Source organism: Niastella populi (assembly GCF_002078015.1).
Taxonomy (GTDB): domain Bacteria; phylum Bacteroidota; class Bacteroidia; order Chitinophagales; family Chitinophagaceae; genus Niastella; species Niastella populi.
In genome coordinates this window covers 130,694-146,321 of the sequence record NZ_LWBP01000188.1, presented here as the reverse complement: position 1 = coordinate 146,321, position 15,628 = coordinate 130,694, and the positions used below count along the sequence as shown (strand labels likewise).

The window sequence follows — 15,628 nt, the reverse complement described above, 5'->3', positions numbered from 1 at the left end:
AAAAAAGCCACATGACTGTTTATTAACATATATCTGTATTGTTATACAAGTTGGCATTTCAACGGAAGCAGCGGCAATAATTAACGTTTCTATAGGATAATGATCACAATGCTGAAAATGAAATTGCGAAAATATATTCGAAATTTAAGATGTTGTTTAGAATTGCCACCTATTTGAAAGTTTAACGCGCTGAAAAAGAAAGGCACACTATAACTCCGGCAACCAAAGGTGTGCCACACTTTAGAAGTGTGGCACACCTGGCAACCAGCAACGGCAAGGGAACAAAAGTATCAGCACTCTGTGAAAACGGAGTGCATAACCTATTCAAAGTTCCTCACTTCAAATCCAACACAATGAACTTCAACAAAGTGAACAACCTGGCAGGATGGACGGTTTTCGCAATTGCCAGTAGCGTTTACCTGCTAACCATGGAACGCACCGTTAGTTTATGGGATTGCGGAGAATTTATTACTACAGCTTACACAATGGGTGTTCCGCACCCGCCCGGTGCACCATTATTCATCCTGATAGCACGGCTGTTTATTATCCTGTTTGGCAATGAAGCCTCCACCGTAGCCATTGCCGTAAACAGTATGAGCGCCATTGTAAGCGCGCTTACCATCCTGTTCCTGTTCTGGACCATCACCCATTTTGCCCGTAAGCTGGTGCAAAAAAATGATGAACCGCTCAGCCGGCTATCGATCTTCCTGATCATAAGCGCGGGAACCGTTGGTGCACTTGCTTATACTTTTTCCGACTCATTCTGGTTCAGCGCTGTTGAAGGCGAGGTATATTCGCTCTCTTCCCTGTTCACCGCGCTTGTGTTCTGGGCCATTTTGAAATGGGAACAACAGTCGCACCAACCCGGTGCCGACAAATGGCTGATATTTATATTTTATATGATGGGCCTTTCAATTGGCGTTCACCTGTTGAACCTGCTTACCATTCCAGCCATCATTATGGTATATTATTTTAAACGGTTTAAGGTAACGCGTGTGAACACGGTACTGGCCTTCCTTACCGGCTGCGCCATCACCGGCTTTATCCAGAAATTCATTATCCAGTACAGCATCAAAGGTGCGGGCGCATTTGATATCTGGTTCGTAAATGAACTGGGAACGCCTTTCTTTGTTGGTTTTGCTTTCTTCTTCATATTGATTGCTGCAGGTATTACTTTTGGTATCCGCTTCGCCGGTAAAAGAAAACTGCATTACCTGAAGCTAGGCTTATGGAGCAGCGCTTTTATGCTGCTGGGTTATTCAACCTACCTCACCACCATGATACGTTCGAACGCGAATCCCAGCGTTGATATGTATAATATCGATAACCCCATCAACCTCGAAGGCTATTTGAGCCGGGAAAAATATGGCGACTGGCCAATAATGTATGGTCCTGATTTTACCGATAAAGCGCCTTTTGTTAAAACCGGCGATCAGTACGTGCGGGTAAAAGATAAATATATTGTTACCGGTTCGCGCTACAAACAGGATTGGGCCAATACCCCCCTCTTCCCACTTCTTTCCCCGCATGTATAACGAAAGCAATGAACGCGGCGAGGTCGACTGCTACCGGCAGTTTGCCGGGCTTTCACCCGACGACACGCCTACCATGGGCGACAACCTGAAATACTTTATGAACTACCAGGCCGGCTGGATGTATATGCGCTACTTCATGTGGAATTTCGCCGGCAGGCAAAACGACCTGCAGGGTTTCGGCAATCCGCGCGACAGCAATTTCATCAGCGGCATATCGTTTATCGACAATGCTATGTACGGCAACCAGCAGGCGATGCCCGACAGCACACGTGTCGATAACAAGGCGTTTAACCGGTTATACATGCTGCCGCTGTTGTTAGGTATTGCAGGTATATTGTTCCAGTTGAAACGCAGCCGCCGCGATCTGCTGGTAAATGGCCTGTTGTTCTTCTGTACCGGCCTCGCCATTGTATTTTACCTGAACCAGGCCGGCTATCAGCCGCGCGAACGCGATTACGCATTTGTAGGTTCATTCTATGCCTTCTCTATCTGGATTGGCCTCGGCGTTTTATGGATCCGACAGGTGCTTGAAAAAATAACAAAAACGCCGCTGGCAACTTATGCAGCAAGTGCTATCTGCTTACTGGCCGTACCGGTGTTAATGGCACAGCAGGAATGGGATGATCATGACCGCAGCCAGAAAAAACTGGCCCTGGACCTTGCTAAGAATTATCTGCAAAGTTGTCCGCAAAACGCCATCTTGTTTACTGCGGAAGACAACGACTCTTACGCACTATGGTATGCACAGGAGGTAGAAGGTATCAGAAGGGATGTACGGGTTGTTGTAAGCACACTTATTGGCACCGATTGGGGAATAGATCAGTTACGATATAAAGTAAATAAAAGCGATCCGTTCAATGTGGTGTTCACTCCCGAACAGGTGGCAGGCGACCGGCTCAATGTCGTTTATTATACGAAGATGCCCGGTTATGAAGCAGACAAATTTTACGACCTGCACGATGTTTTGAAAAACGTAGTAGGCAGTGACGATCCGCGGTATACCACCATGTCGGAAGACGGCGATGTATATCATTTATTTCCCACTCAAAAATTCAGCATCCCGGTTGATAAAAAAACGGTCGCCGGCAACGGAACAGTAAATGCGAATGACAAAGTAGTCGATGAACTGCACATTGACCTTGGCAATAAAAATTTCCTTTTCAAGAACGACCTGGCCATGCTGGCGGTAATTGCGGGCAACCAGTGGAAACGGCCGATCTGCTTTACCAACAATGGTACGGCGCAGGATCTGGGACTGGATAAATACACCCGGCTGAACGGCCTCACGTATCAACTGGTGCCTGTTGAAAGCAGCAATACCGGTGGTGTGAATGTAGATGTGGCGTACAAAACCATCATGCAACAATTCGGTTATGGCAACGCCGGTAAAACAGGCGTTTATTTCGACGAAGAGAACCGCCGCCGTATGAACACCATCAAACTGGCGCATGCGCAGGTTGCCCGCAGCCTGGCCGGAGCCGGCAGAAAAGAAGATGCCCGCCGGGTTTTACACCGGTTTGACGAAAAGGTTAACACGGAAAATATTCCTTATGGCATGACCTCGAACCGGGGCAACATGCATAATATATTTTCGCTCAGGTTCCTTGAAGCATGTTATGAGGCGGGCGATCTTACACTGGCCGGCAAAGTTGCCGCTTCGCTGAAAAAAGACCTGCAACAACAGCTGCGATATTACCAGTCACTCGGTAATGGCGGTTATACCCCTGAACAACTGGCCAACAATGCTTATTTGTTGTTACAGGGTCATGAAAGCGGACTCTCGAACAGGCAGGCGGCATTTGCGCAGGATATTTTATCGGCCTATCAGTTGCTGCAACAACTGGCGAAATGGGAACAGGAGTACCAGCCAAAGAAAGGTTTATTATAAAAACGAAAGTGTGCCACACCTTCGAGGTGTGGCACACTTAATATAACCTTTCAAAAACATCCTTACTTTTCAAACCAATCAATACCTGGCGAAACGGTAACGGCCGATATAGTTATTGGTAAAATTGGTAGCTACGAACGAGTTATTATATACGTTTACGTTATCGAAATACATATCGATGGTATCATCGCCGTAATAATCCGATACATGGATCGACAGGTCCTGGTGAGAATTGGTAAAATAAACACCAAACTCATCGTAGTAACCGTTGGTTATTGTGCGCATAGACCAGGTACCTTCAAGTACTACCCCATTCTCAACATATTTTGCCCGGCCATTATTATAAAAAGTGAATACGCCATGTTCAATTCCGGTGTTTACAGTGTACCAGCCATATTTGTCTTTATGAGATGCATCGGAAAGCACCCACGAGCCGGTGATGGCAGGGCGGATATCTACATCGACAACAACTTTAGAACAGCTTGCAAAAGAAGCGATGGCAATAAACAAAACGGTTAAGCGTAAAATAGGTTTCATGACCGGTGTTTTTAAAGTGAATAAAGAGTGGTCGTATATAAGAAGGCGCATTGTTCACCTGGTTTATTCATTGTTCACCTCAACATGACCATTTGTGACATCGTTAACAGGAGGTTTTTATTTCTTTAACAATCCCCCTTTTCCGCTTAATTTGCATTGTTAAAATTTTTACATGCGCAAGCAATACCTGTTTATCGTTTCCATCTGTATGCTGATGGCAGCCTGCGGAACCAAATACAAGAATCCGCACATTGAAATACAAACCAAATTCGGCGATATTGAAGTGGAATTATATCCCGATCAGGCGCCGAAGACCGTAACGGCATTCCTCTCGTATGTAAAAGCCGGTTATTACAATAACAGTTCGTTTTACCGGGTGCTGAACGACGAAAACCAGCCGTCGAACGCGTCAAAAGCCGAGTTGATCCAGGGCGGCATTTACAAATCGAAACCTAAAGTGCACGACACGCTTACCGGCATACCGCACGAAACTACCGAACAAACCCATATACAACATAAAAGAGGGGTGATCTCCCTCGCGCGGCTTGCTCCCGGCACCGGTACGAGTGAGTTCTTTATTTGCCTGGCCGACCAGCCCGGTTTTGATTTCGGCGGCGAGAACAATGCCGACAAACAGGGTTATGCAGCCTTTGGCAAGGTGGTGAAAGGAATGGAGATCGTAAACAAGATCTATAACCAGCGGGAAGAGGGCCAGGCTTTTGACCCACCGGTACCTATTTACGATATCATTCAATTATAAACGGTGATGGGAACAGCTCAGCATAAACAACATCTGCACGGGAAGGCTTTGCCATAATCGACAATGTATTTACGGAACCGGAAGTAGCAGCTATTATTGAAACGATCGATGCCATCGATACCAGCGGAGCTGCCTTTCGCAAAACCAGTGACCTGTTTGCCATCAGGCGGTTTGTAAAAGAAGTACCAGGTATTATGATCATGCAGCCCCTGCTGCTTCATGCTTCTAACAGAACAGTGAACAATAACAAACGAACGGTGATACACCTCGAATTCAGCAACCGGTTGCTGCCAGGCGGGCTGCAATGGGCTGAATACCTGCTATTGACCGATTTTACGGCGATCTCCTGAAAACCATAATCCCGGTAATATAAACGGGTTGCCCATATAGAAAATAAATATCTAAAGAAAGGGGCAACAAAAGCTTGCATCATTAAGATTTGCTTGCCAAATTTGTAAAGTCCCTGACACCAGTATACTTTGCACATTTAACTGCCCTATTTCAATTTTCCAATTTCCTTACGCACATTTGACTTACTGATCAATTCCAATTTTCTCAGAATTAACCAGTGTTCCTGTATTAGTATGTTATCGGCATGGGCCGATATGTAAATCCGTATTATCAAACGTTCATTATAAAAATCCCGTACCAAATGAAAATTGTTTACCTGTTGTTGCCATTGGCATGTATTGTCATTACCTGCGTTGTAAGTGCCATCATGTACCTGAAAGGCGAATACAATTTATCGAGCCTGCTTATTCTTACTTCCCTGATCTCGCTCACGTTGTGGGTAAAACAGAACGGATTACTCGAGGACAAAAAAATAACCAATGATGCGGGCCCTCAAAAAGCTCACTGAAAAGGCGTGATCTGTAACCTTTACCAATTAATCAATTTGTCACTCATTCATTACCGGCATACGCTTTAGCCCTGTACGTGTTGCAGCTACAGGTGCTAAAGCCGGTAATACTTCGCGCTCACATATATTTAACATTCTATCCCTGTAATATTCCGCTGTTGGTTTCGACCCACTTTGTTTTAGTTTAATTGCTTAACTTATACTCTTTTGACGGTAACCGGATGACCGAAGGCAAAGGCCAGGCATTCGGTTTTACGCGTCGCCATGTTCTTTTTAAATTCAATTATTATGAATACTACCATTCAATTGCAGGTGAACGGTAAAAAACATACCGTGCAGGTTGATCCTGCCACTCCGTTGTTGTATGTGCTGCGAAACCAGCTGGCGCTGAATGGCCCGAAATACGGTTGCGGGTTGCAGCAATGCGGCGCGTGTATGGTATTGCTCAATGGCAAAGCAGAACCCAGTTGTATGCTGCCCGTAGCAGCGGTAAAAGACAGGAAGATAGTCACGCTGGAAGGATTGATACAAAACGACAACGAAATGCATCCCGTTCAGGAAGCCTTCGTACAGGAGCAGGCTGCGCAATGCGGTTATTGCATGAACGGCATGGTGATCTCTGCCGTTGCACTACTGAACGAAAACCCTCACCCCGACGATACCGCTATCCGCAATGGTTTACAACGTGCACTCTGCCGTTGCGGCACGCAGAGCCGCATCATTAAAGCAGTGAAGCGGGCGGCCAATTCCAAATAAGTCAATAATGTTTACCTCATTCTACTTTATTCATATCGGGTATGAACAGAAGAAATTTTTTAAAGAACACCGGTTGCCTCGCCATCGGGTTCAGCCTGCAGCGTTCATTCATTGACCTGCCTTCGCCTATGTTCCAGGAACTGCCGCAAAGCATTAAACGGCATCCCCATATCAATGCCTGGCTGGAAGTGCTGGCCAACGGACAGGTACGCATCTTTACCGGCAAGCTCGAACTGGGGCAGGGAATAGGCACTGCCATTGCACAGGTGGCGGCAGAAGAGCTCGACCTCGGAATGAACAAGGTTGAAGTGGTGTTGGCAGATACGCTCAGAACGCCCAATGAAGGGTATACGGTGGGCAGCGGTTCTATTGAACAAAGCGCCATGGCGGTTCGGTTTGCAGCCGCAGCAGCCCGGCAAAAATTACTGGAGCTGGCATCGCAACAACTCGGCGTTCCTGCGGCACAATTAAACATGCAGAACGGGACCATCAGCGCCGTTACAGGAAACAAGTCAATAACCTTCCACCAGCTTTTAAATGGTAAACAAATAACCGATAAGGTACAGGCGCCTGTTAACTTAAAACCAAAGGAAAGTTATAAACTGGTTGGCAAGGCCATTCCGCGCAGCGATATCAGCCGCATGGCGCGTGGCGAACAGTATTATATCCAGGACATGCGTTTCCCCGGTATGGTGCATGCCTGTGTTGTTCGTCCACCCGCATACGACGCCCGGTTGCAGGAGCTGGATGAAAAGGCACTGAAAAAAAATATTCCCGGCATATTAAAGACGGTTGTGAACGGAAGTTTTGTGGGTGTTATAACACAGGAAGAATACCAGTCCGTTAAAGCACAACGATGGTTGCAGCAACATAGCAAATGGAGCGCCGGCAGTAAACTGCCTGCAGGCAGCAACATGATCAAATATCTGAAAACGCTGCCCGGGCAAAATGATAAGGTAGCTGAAAAAGGCAGTATACCCGATAGCAATGCGTGGATAAAAGCGCAATATTATAAACCTTATCACATGCATGCTTCTATTGGGCCATCGTGCGCCCTGGCGATATACGATAACGGCCGGCTGCATGTATGGTCGCATTCGCAGGGCATTTACCCCCTGCGCGAATCCATTTCAAAATTATTACCGTTACCGGTTGACAAGATCGATGTTACCGGTGTTCCCGGTTCGGGTTGTTATGGTCATAATGGCGCCGACGATGTAGCAGCCGATGTGGCCCTGCTGGCAATGGCTTATGCCGGTAAACACGTAAGGCTGCAATGGACACGCAGCGATGAACATGCCTGGGAACCCTATGGCAGCGCCATGATCATGGAAGCAGCCGCGTTACTTGATGATGCGGGTAATATTACCGCCTGGCTATATGAACTGTGGTCCGACACACATAGCATTCGTCCCGGCGGCGATGCCAACAACCTGCTGGCAGCACAACATTACGCTACCCCGCTTAAAGAAAGTTCACGCTTTAGCAGTGGCGCCAACAGGAATTCGGAACCTTATTATGCCATTCCCAATCAACGCATAGAAGCACATTTCTTCAAAGGCCCGTTGCGAACCTCAGCACTTCGCAGCCTCGGCGCATACGCCAATATCTTTGCTATAGAATCATTCATGGATGAGCTGGCCGAAAAAGCCGGTAAGGATCCTTTCACTTTCCGTTTAATGCATTTACAGGATGAACGCGCAAAAGCGGTTATCCGCAAAGTGCAGGAAATGATTTCCAACATACAATTGCCGGCCAACACTGGTATTGGAATAGCTTTCTCGCGGTACAAGAACAGCGCATCGTATTGTGCAGTTGCCGCACAGGTACATGTTCAACCTGCAACAGGAGCGATAGAGGTACAAAAGATGTGGTCGGCCATCGACGCAGGCGAAGTGATCAACCTGGATGGAATTATCAATCAAACAGAAGGCGGCATGATACAGTCGGCCAGCTGGACGTTAATCGAACAGGTGAAGTTCGATGCGCAACATGTTAGCAGCAGGGACTGGGTTTCGTACCCCATCATGCGTTTTAACCAGGTGCCGGAGGTGGAAGTGGCGGTATTGAATCAACCTGAAGAAAAGGCCATGGGCGCCGGAGAAGCAGCACAGGGGCCGGCTGCAGCCGCCATTGCCAATGCAGTATATAAAGCAGGCGGCAGGCGCATCAGGCATTTGCCGATGGTGCCATCGTGAAAGGTCAATTCAACATTTTAAACTTCGAACCCTTTATAGATAGTGATATTATTTAATGTCAGCTAAACAATTTTTTGGCCGCTGCTAAAAAAAACCACTATCCTTACCTACTTGTTGACATATATCAAATAATAAAGGTTTACCATTACATTTCCAACCCGCGGATACAATTTTTTCTGAACCTATGCGGTTATACTTAATACTTCGCTTCCTGATGCACATTGATTCCGTAAAAAGCTGAAGTATTAATTGGTTAAGGCGCATGAAACAATTCAAAGTAAAGAGTAGCACTTTGAAGAAGGGATTCTTCTGTCTATTCGTACCAGCGATGCTTCTTAGTAAACATGTTGATGCCCAGTTATCTGGCTATGCTTATGGTAAAACCATTACCCTGCAGGGCACCCAGATCTCAGGAACATTGACTGATTTCCCGGTGTTGATCAGTTTAACTGACAACTCATTAAGAACCACCGCCAATGGCGGTCGCGTTCTCAATGCAAACGGGTACGATATTGTTTTCACCCTCCCCGATTGCAGTACGATATTGCCTATGCAAATTGAAAGGTACACCGCCACCACCGGTCAACTGGTTGCCTGGGTAAAGGTTCCATCACTTACCGGTGGCAGCAACCAGATAATATATATGTTCTATGGCAAATCGGGCGTAGTAAGCAATCCCTCTTCTACAGGTGTTTGGGATGCCAGCTATATGGGCGTATATCATTTCAACAGCAGCGTTACCGATGGCACCTCGAACAACAGGCATCTTACCGATGTAAGCACGGCTAATTTAGCCGCCAGCAAGATCGGCGAAGGCCGCCGCCTGGCAAATACGCCGAACATTACATCAGGAACTGCCGGTGTACGTTACCTGCAGTTACCTAATAATATTTTTAATTCTGTAACCAATTTTACCTTTGAAGGCTGGGTATACCTCGAAACAGTAAACACCAGTTGGGAGCGTATTTTTGATTTTGGCAGAAATACCAACTTCAATATGTTCCTGTGCCCAAGTATCAACGGCAACGGGGTGAAACGTTTTGCCATTACAATCAATGGTAACGGCACTGAGCAACAGGTCTCTTCTGGTACTACTACCGGCACAGGCGCCTGGCATCATTTTGCGGTTACGATAAATGCGGCCACCAATACTGGTGTGTTATATTATGACGGGGCAGCCAATGCCACCAATACAGGCGGCATTACCCTTGACCCCAGCAGCCTTGGAGGGAACGACAGGAATTATTTTGGCATCTCACAATACACCGCAGACCATGGCCTGTATGGCAACTTCGACGAGTTCAGAATTTCAAACACAACAAGAAGCGCCGGCTGGATCAGCACTTCCTATAACAACCAAAACAACCCGGCTTCTTTTTATACTGTCGGCTCAGAAGTAGTGAGCGGTGCGTTATGCTCGGTTCTTCCTGTACATCTTACTTCTTTTGACGCAGCCCCGGCGCCCGATGGTTCAGTAACTATCCGCTGGACAAGCCAACAGGAATCAGCCGGAGATAAATATATCCTTGAAAGATCAGCCAATGGAACAAACTGGGAAGCCATTAAAACCATTTCAGCCACCGGTAATGGCGGCGAACAGAAATATGTAACCCGGGATGCCAGCCCGCTGTATCCGGCCTCTTATTACCGTTTACAACTGGCCGGCGCAGGCAACACAGTAACCTGGTCGCAAACGGTGAGTGTAAAAACAGATGAAGTACCCAACAACAGTTTTATAGTAAGCCCCAACCCGGCTCGCGAAGTCATCAATATTACCCTGGGCGAAAATGCATTGCCACAAAATATAAGAGTGGAATTATTAAGTAACATGGGCGTTCGGGTGCCGGTTCAACCTGATTATAACGGAAATACGATCGCCATGAAACTGCCTGTACTGGCCAATGGGGTTTATTTCCTGAACGTGTATATGAAAGGATATAAACATTCCAGGAAAATGCTGATCGTTCAATAAAATGTTTTCGACCAATCAGGCAGCGCGCATGAGACCCCTAAACCCGTAATCGATTTAAGGCGCTAACACAACAACCACGAAAAAACAAAAAGCAGCAATGCTTTTTTTATCCCGTTTAGGCGGGATTTTTTTATTTGTTATGCAGCCTGGGCAGCCCTTACAATATCCTTTACTTCCAGCACCTTCTTTTCATATCCTTTAAGGGTAACGTTGATCATAGCGCGCCCCAGTTCGCTTAAAGTTGAAACAAAATTGGGGAACATGGGCCGGAGCACGGGATATAACCAGGAAAAGAATTTATACCCTTTCAATGTATGCTTAAGTCCTTGGGTAGGTTTCATAAAACCGGGCCTGAACATATAAGCGGCCTTGAACGGCAAACGAAGCAGGTCATTCTCTGTTTGCCCTTTTACGCGGGCCCACATCATTTTACCATGCTCGGTGTTATCGGTGCCCGAACCGGAAACATAACAGAAGGTCATGCCGGGGTTCTGATCTGCGAGGGTAGTAGCCATATGCATGGTAAGATCATACGTAAGATGATGATACTCTTTTTCCTTCATGCCCACCGATGATACGCCAAGGCAAAAGTAGCAGGCATTGTACCCTTTCAACTGATCTTTTACAGCCGACAGATCAAAAAAGTTGCTATGTATGATTTCTTTAAGTTTAGGATGAACAACACCAGCCGTTCTTCTTCCTACCACCAGCACCTCCTCCACTTCGGGGTGTAACAGGCATTCATGCAGCACTCCTTCGCCTACCATTCCTGAAGCGCCTGTTATAATTGCTTTTATTTTCATATATTGATTATACGGTATGGTTAGAATGATAAAACAGTCAGCGCTTCCGCTTTGTTTATCATTTTTACACGGCTTAAAAATAATACCTGATCGTAGTATAGGCAATAGCAAAAGAGCCATGCGGACGGCATGACTCTTCCTTTATATTCACATGTATATTAATAACTCTACATAAGCGATTGTTTATAACAACGCTGTTTATAAGGTTTGTTAAATCACCTTTTTACCTTACTTACCGGGAGTAATTGCAAACATTTTTGCCATTAACCGGTAACTGTCAAAACGGTCTTCTTTTGTTTCGGCAAACGTGGCAATGATCACCTCCGGCACATCCAATTCAGCAGCCAGCGCCAGCATTTTTTCTTTCACTACATCAGGCGTTCCTACAATAGTGCGTTGCCGGTTGAACAATACGCGCTGCCATTCAGCGGGTGTATAATTATATTTACCAGCCACTTCAAATGTGGGGATCTCATCGTACCTGCCTTTTTCAAAACTCAACAAGCGGTAATCCATAACGGCCTGCACCTGTTCTGCCTTTTGCCCGTCTTCAGAAACAAATGCAAATACACCTACACTTGCTGTGGGTGTTTTTAACTGAGCAGATGGCTTGAACCGCTGCCGGTAAACAGCAAGGGCTTCCTTGCCGCCGATGGGATTGATGAACTGCGCAAAACTCAAAGCCATACCACTATGAGCTGCCAGGTAAGCGCTTTCACCACTACTGGTAAGCATCCATAATGCAGGAACGGTATCTATCTGCGGAATGGCCCGCACCTTTCCATGAATATTATTATAGTTGGGATTATCGGTTAAGAAATCCTGCAGGTCGCTGATCTGTTGTATATATTCCTGCGGGTCAAATGTATTGGATGGATTCAATAACTGTGCGGTAATGCGGTCGCCACCGGGCGCGCGGCCTACACCCAGATCGATCCGCTGCGGATACAATGCTTCCAGCATTTTGAAATTCTCGGCCACCTTCAATGTGCTGTGATTCGGCAACATAATTCCACCCGAACCCAAACGAATGCGTTTGCTTTCCGCGGCCAGCCGGGCGATCATTATTTCCGGTGCAGCCATGGCCAAAGTAGTGGTATTGTGATGTTCACTCAGCCAGTAACGGGCAAATCCCAGCTCATCGGCCAGGCGAACCAACTCAACCGACTCCTGCAACGCTTCAGCGGCATTACTTCCCCGGCGAATAGGGGTTTGGTCAAGGATACTTAATTGTAAAGACATGCCTATACTAACAGTACAGGCATGAAAAGGTTTGAAACCAGTTATAATTCTACGTGGGAATTGTTAATTGTTAAATTCAATAAAAGCAGGCGGTACGTGATCGGTAAGCCACACGCCATTGGCTGACAAATAAAAAACATGCGACTGTTCATGCATTATCAATGCATTAACTATCAACACCACCGGTTTGCCATGGCGGCCGCCTACATTGCGGGCAGTGGCTTCATGGGCGGTGAGGTGAACATGGTGGCGGTTCATTTTCTGCAGGCCATGCTGCCTGATGGCGCCGATGAACCTATCGGCGGTGCCATGGAAGAGCAAGGCAGGCGGCACCTGCGCTGCCAGGTTCAGATCTATCTCAACGGAGTGTCCCTGGTTGGCGCGGATCCGCGTTTTATCATCATTGAATGAATAACGTTTTTTATCGTTGGTATCTACGATTATCTGCAGGGTGGCAAAATCAAGTCTGAGGCCTCTTTTATTTGTCTTTTCTATCAGCTCGGCCACATCGGCCCAGCCTTCCTGATCAAGTGTAAGCCCGATCTCCTGCGGTTGATGCCGCAGTATAAGGCTCAAAAATTTACTTATATGTTTTAGTTGTTTTTCCATAAAATCATTTTCAAAGACCTTTTGCCTTCGCTAACCGGTTGCACAGGTCTTTAATGTCATTTGTTCTTTTTATTTCCTTCACCCATTTTTCGGGAATGGATTCGAACCCATAATACAATCCTGCGAGGCCGCCTGTTACTGCAGCCGTGGTATCGGTATCATCACCGAGGTTAACAGCCATTAAAACAGCATCAGCATAATTCCCGGTGGTAAGGAAACAATACATCGCGGCTTTGAGTGTGCTTAACACGTAACCACTTGAGGGTATACTATCGACGTGCTGCGTAGCTATATTTTCATTCAGTAATGGTGCAAACAGGTTAATCTCTTTCTCTTCAAAACTTTTTATAACCAAAAAATCGGATACTGTTTTTGCAGTGTTTACAAAAGCCGTTTGTTTATCATGCCCTTTTAATAATTCGAGCGCATATTCCAGGTAATAAAAACAGCTGATCACCGATCTTAAATGGCCATGGGTTATAGAAGAAACGTCGCTGGCCGCTTCATATCTTTTATCAATATCGAAATCTTTAATATAGAATAACAATGGAAGTATTCTCATTAACGATCCGTTGCCGTTACTGTTTACTCCGTAGCAACCAGCCAATTGAGGCCTCGGTACGTATTTTAAATTACCGATAGCCTCAGCAGTGATCAAACCAATGTCGAATACCTTTCCACCTGCCGTCCAGTATGCATGTTCCCGCCAATTGATAAACCGGTTGGCCAAATCGTGAAGATCAAATCCAATGCACAATGTTTCGGCCAGACAAAAGGTAAGTGAACTATCATCGGAAAACGTACCGGGTGGCTGATTGTGGCTTTTATACCCGATAAAATCCTTTATAGGGTCAAGCTGCAAGGTTTTGCGGCTTGTAAATTCCGCAGGTACGCCCAATGCATCGCCGATTGCCACTCCAAATAACGCTCCGTGAACAGGATTCGTTTTCATACATTTCTTTTTAAAATTCTTTAATAACCCATTGCCGTTGACAACCGGCTGCACAGGTCATAGATCTCATCACTTCTTTTAATGCCTTTTATCCATTTTTCAGGAATGGTATCGAAACCGTAATACAAACCGGCCAGCGCGCCGGTTACGGAAGCGGTAGTATCGGTATCATCGCCAAGATTCACCGCCATTAATACTGCTTCTGTATAGCTGTTTGTTTTCAGGAAGCAATACATGGCAGCCTGTATTGTTAAATGCGCATGATGGATGGTGCTACACTCATTTTCATCAACCAGGGGTATTCGTTGCCCGAACAATGGCTCAAAAAGCGCCCAATCCGCCGGCGAAATACCTTTGTTGCGAAGGAAAACAGTCACTTCCTCGTTTCTTCTGTGATACGCCACCTCCTTACTGGTGCCATTCAATAACTCCAGCGCAAACTCGGGGTAGTAAAAACAGGCAATTACCGTGCGCATGGAACCATGTGTCATAACCGCAACTTCCCTGATAATTCTATAACGTTCTTCCATTTCAAAATTCCTGATATAAAACAACAAAGGAAGAATACGCATCAGTGATCCGTTGCCATTGCAATCGGGATCATAGTTACCCGAGTGTGCCGGCGAAACGCCATTTTCTAACCGCGTTATGGAATCTTCGGTTGACTTACCTACGCCAAACACTTCGCCACCAGCCGTCCAGTAACCTTCAAAGAACCATTTTACAAAACGCTGCCCGGCATCGTTGAGATCATACCCATGGCACAATGACTCGGCCAGGCAAAACGTCAATGAGCTGTCATCGGAAAAAGTACCGGGTGGTTGGTTATGGGTTTGGTAACCTTCAAGATCCGTTACCGGTCTTGCTTTTAACTCATCGCGCTTTTTAAACTCAACGGGTACACCTAATGCATCGCCAATGGCTAAACCGAACAATGCGCCGTGAACGGGTGTTGGTTTCATGCGGCCTCGTTTAATAATTTATCACGCGCTTCCATCAGAGCAAAGCCCAACCAATTGGTGCCCCGCCAGGTATCAGGGTGTTGGGCTTCCGGTCTGTCCTTACCCAACCCTATTCCCCAAATAAAATCACGGGGACTTGCCTCAACGATAATCTTCTTACCTGTATTTAATAAGAAGGTTTTAAATGCTTCGTTCTGTGAAAATTTATGATAGCTGCCTTCCACCACAATATCATAAGCGTTTGCATTCCATACATCCTTATCAAAGTTTTTAACTTTTCTTCCCAACGCTTTTACTGCGCCGGGTTTCGGCGTGGCCAACATTTCCTGCAACGCCTCCTCATCCTTAAACAATTTGGCTTTGCGGATCATCATCCAATGCTCAGCTGTAGGATATTCAATATCTTCTACAACAAACGTTGAAGGAAACCACTGACTGAAACAGGACCTATCTACCTCATTGGGGTTTTTCTGTTTATGTCCCCAAAAGAATAAATAATCAACCTTTACGCCCTTTTCTATCTGTTGTTTTAGCCAGTCTCTTGAATATTTCATA

General features: G+C 46.1%; 16 protein-coding genes. 8 read left to right on the top strand and 8 right to left on the bottom strand.

Translation table 11 applies throughout. From position 1 onward, the window contains the following. Positions 1-353 precede the first annotated feature (353 nt). A complete protein-coding gene (locus tag A4R26_RS17475) occupies positions 354-1,535 on the top strand; it encodes a glycosyltransferase family 117 protein (protein WP_081165628.1) in 1,182 nt (393 codons plus the stop codon). Continuing rightward, entirely contained in the window at positions 1,528-3,423 is a 1,896-nt protein-coding gene (locus A4R26_RS17470; protein ID WP_081165625.1) for a hypothetical protein, read from the top strand. The genes A4R26_RS17475 and A4R26_RS17470 overlap by 8 nt, the downstream gene beginning before the upstream one ends. Positions 3,424-3,501: 78 nt before the next feature. Here A4R26_RS17470 and A4R26_RS17465 read toward each other — a convergent pair whose 3' ends face one another. Next, positions 3,502-3,960 carry a hypothetical protein gene (locus A4R26_RS17465; RefSeq protein WP_081165622.1) on the bottom strand — a complete coding sequence of 153 codons (459 nt, stop codon included), beginning with the start codon at positions 3,958-3,960 and terminating at the stop codon, positions 3,502-3,504. A gap of 172 nt (positions 3,961-4,132) precedes the next feature. Between A4R26_RS17465 and A4R26_RS17460 the strand changes: the two genes are divergently transcribed. Continuing rightward, positions 4,133-4,720: a peptidylprolyl isomerase gene (locus A4R26_RS17460; RefSeq protein ID WP_081165619.1), complete on the top strand. Its 588-nt coding sequence runs from the start codon at positions 4,133-4,135 to the stop codon at positions 4,718-4,720. On the opposite strand, the gene A4R26_RS35465 is transcribed toward A4R26_RS17460, so the two are convergent. Beyond that, positions 4,707-4,883, bottom strand: coding sequence for a hypothetical protein (locus A4R26_RS35465; RefSeq protein WP_207625779.1), 177 nt, complete (start codon positions 4,881-4,883; stop codon positions 4,707-4,709). The genes A4R26_RS17460 and A4R26_RS35465 overlap by 14 nt on opposite strands. A 31-nt stretch (positions 4,884-4,914) precedes the next feature. On the opposite strand from A4R26_RS35465, the gene A4R26_RS35460 reads away from it, so the two are divergent. The 5 genes from A4R26_RS35460 to A4R26_RS17435 all read left to right on the top strand — a co-directional run bounded on the left by A4R26_RS35460 (position 4,915) and on the right by A4R26_RS17435 (position 10,505). Then, the gene (locus A4R26_RS35460; protein WP_207625778.1) at positions 4,915-5,070 is read left to right on the top strand and encodes a hypothetical protein; all 156 of its coding nucleotides are present in this window, start codon (positions 4,915-4,917) and stop codon (positions 5,068-5,070) included. A gap of 302 nt (positions 5,071-5,372) precedes the next feature. Next, entirely contained in the window at positions 5,373-5,579 is a 207-nt protein-coding gene (locus A4R26_RS17450; protein ID WP_081165613.1) for a hypothetical protein, read from the top strand. A 288-nt stretch (positions 5,580-5,867) separates the two neighbouring features. Next, positions 5,868-6,335 carry a (2Fe-2S)-binding protein gene (locus A4R26_RS17445; RefSeq protein WP_081165610.1) on the top strand — a complete coding sequence of 156 codons (468 nt, stop codon included), beginning with the start codon at positions 5,868-5,870 and terminating at the stop codon, positions 6,333-6,335. Between the two features lie 41 nt (positions 6,336-6,376). After that, entirely contained in the window at positions 6,377-8,533 is a 2,157-nt protein-coding gene (locus A4R26_RS17440) for a xanthine dehydrogenase family protein molybdopterin-binding subunit (RefSeq protein WP_081165607.1), read from the top strand. Between the two features lie 328 nt (positions 8,534-8,861). Next, entirely contained in the window at positions 8,862-10,505 is a 1,644-nt protein-coding gene (locus A4R26_RS17435) for a DUF2341 domain-containing protein (RefSeq protein ID WP_165760316.1), read from the top strand. Between the two features lie 137 nt (positions 10,506-10,642). On the opposite strand, the gene A4R26_RS17430 is transcribed toward A4R26_RS17435, so the two are convergent. The 6 genes from A4R26_RS17430 to ybiA form a co-directional block, all read right to left on the bottom strand. Further along, on the bottom strand, positions 10,643-11,308 hold the full coding sequence (locus tag A4R26_RS17430) for an NAD-dependent epimerase/dehydratase family protein (RefSeq protein WP_081165602.1): 666 nt from the start codon (positions 11,306-11,308) through the stop codon (positions 10,643-10,645). 228 nt (positions 11,309-11,536) lie between these two features. After that, the gene (locus tag A4R26_RS17425) at positions 11,537-12,550 is read right to left on the bottom strand and encodes an LLM class flavin-dependent oxidoreductase (protein WP_081165600.1); all 1,014 of its coding nucleotides are present in this window, start codon (positions 12,548-12,550) and stop codon (positions 11,537-11,539) included. Between the two features lie 63 nt (positions 12,551-12,613). Further along, on the bottom strand, positions 12,614-13,159 hold the full coding sequence (locus A4R26_RS17420; protein ID WP_081165598.1) for an RNA 2'-phosphotransferase: 546 nt from the start codon (positions 13,157-13,159) through the stop codon (positions 12,614-12,616). 10 nt (positions 13,160-13,169) lie between these two features. Next, complete coding sequence (locus A4R26_RS17415) at positions 13,170-14,111, bottom strand: ADP-ribosylglycohydrolase family protein (RefSeq protein ID WP_081165596.1); 942 nt, start codon at positions 14,109-14,111, stop codon at positions 13,170-13,172. Between the two features lie 20 nt (positions 14,112-14,131). Further along, a complete protein-coding gene (locus tag A4R26_RS17410) occupies positions 14,132-15,073 on the bottom strand; it encodes an ADP-ribosylglycohydrolase family protein (protein WP_081165593.1) in 942 nt (313 codons plus the stop codon). After that, a complete protein-coding gene (gene ybiA / locus A4R26_RS17405; protein ID WP_081165591.1) occupies positions 15,070-15,627 on the bottom strand; it encodes a riboflavin biosynthesis intermediates N-glycosidase in 558 nt (185 codons plus the stop codon). The genes A4R26_RS17410 and ybiA overlap by 4 nt, the downstream gene beginning before the upstream one ends. Position 15,628: the final 1 nt, after the last annotated feature.

Bases quoted from the DNA above. Each gene is read 5' to 3' on its own strand.
- A4R26_RS17465 (WP_081165622.1), bottom strand. From the start codon at position 3,960: ATGAAACCTATTTTACGCTTAACCGTTTTGTTTATTGCCATCGCTTCT.
- A4R26_RS17440 (WP_081165607.1), top strand. From the start codon at position 6,377: ATGAACAGAAGAAATTTTTTAAAGAACACCGGTTGCCTCGCCATCGGG.
- A4R26_RS35465 (WP_207625779.1), bottom strand. From the start codon at position 4,883: ATGGCAAACAGGTCACTGGTTTTGCGAAAGGCAGCTCCGCTGGTATCG.
- ybiA (WP_081165591.1), bottom strand. From the start codon at position 15,627: ATGAAATATTCAAGAGACTGGCTAAAACAACAGATAGAAAAGGGCGTA.
- A4R26_RS17430 (WP_081165602.1), bottom strand. From the start codon at position 11,308: ATGAAAATAAAAGCAATTATAACAGGCGCTTCAGGAATGGTAGGCGAA.
- A4R26_RS17435 (WP_165760316.1), top strand. From the start codon at position 8,862: ATGCTTCTTAGTAAACATGTTGATGCCCAGTTATCTGGCTATGCTTAT.
- A4R26_RS17475 (WP_081165628.1), top strand. From the start codon at position 354: ATGAACTTCAACAAAGTGAACAACCTGGCAGGATGGACGGTTTTCGCA.
- A4R26_RS35460 (WP_207625778.1), top strand. From the start codon at position 4,915: ATGATCATGCAGCCCCTGCTGCTTCATGCTTCTAACAGAACAGTGAAC.
- A4R26_RS17450 (WP_081165613.1), top strand. From the start codon at position 5,373: ATGAAAATTGTTTACCTGTTGTTGCCATTGGCATGTATTGTCATTACC.
- A4R26_RS17410 (WP_081165593.1), bottom strand. From the start codon at position 15,073: ATGAAACCAACACCCGTTCACGGCGCATTGTTCGGTTTAGCCATTGGC.
- A4R26_RS17470 (WP_081165625.1), top strand. From the start codon at position 1,528: ATGTATAACGAAAGCAATGAACGCGGCGAGGTCGACTGCTACCGGCAG.
- A4R26_RS17425 (WP_081165600.1), bottom strand. From the start codon at position 12,550: ATGTCTTTACAATTAAGTATCCTTGACCAAACCCCTATTCGCCGGGGA.
- A4R26_RS17460 (WP_081165619.1), top strand. From the start codon at position 4,133: ATGCGCAAGCAATACCTGTTTATCGTTTCCATCTGTATGCTGATGGCA.
- A4R26_RS17445 (WP_081165610.1), top strand. From the start codon at position 5,868: ATGAATACTACCATTCAATTGCAGGTGAACGGTAAAAAACATACCGTG.
- A4R26_RS17415 (WP_081165596.1), bottom strand. From the start codon at position 14,111: ATGAAAACGAATCCTGTTCACGGAGCGTTATTTGGAGTGGCAATCGGC.
- A4R26_RS17420 (WP_081165598.1), bottom strand. From the start codon at position 13,159: ATGGAAAAACAACTAAAACATATAAGTAAATTTTTGAGCCTTATACTG.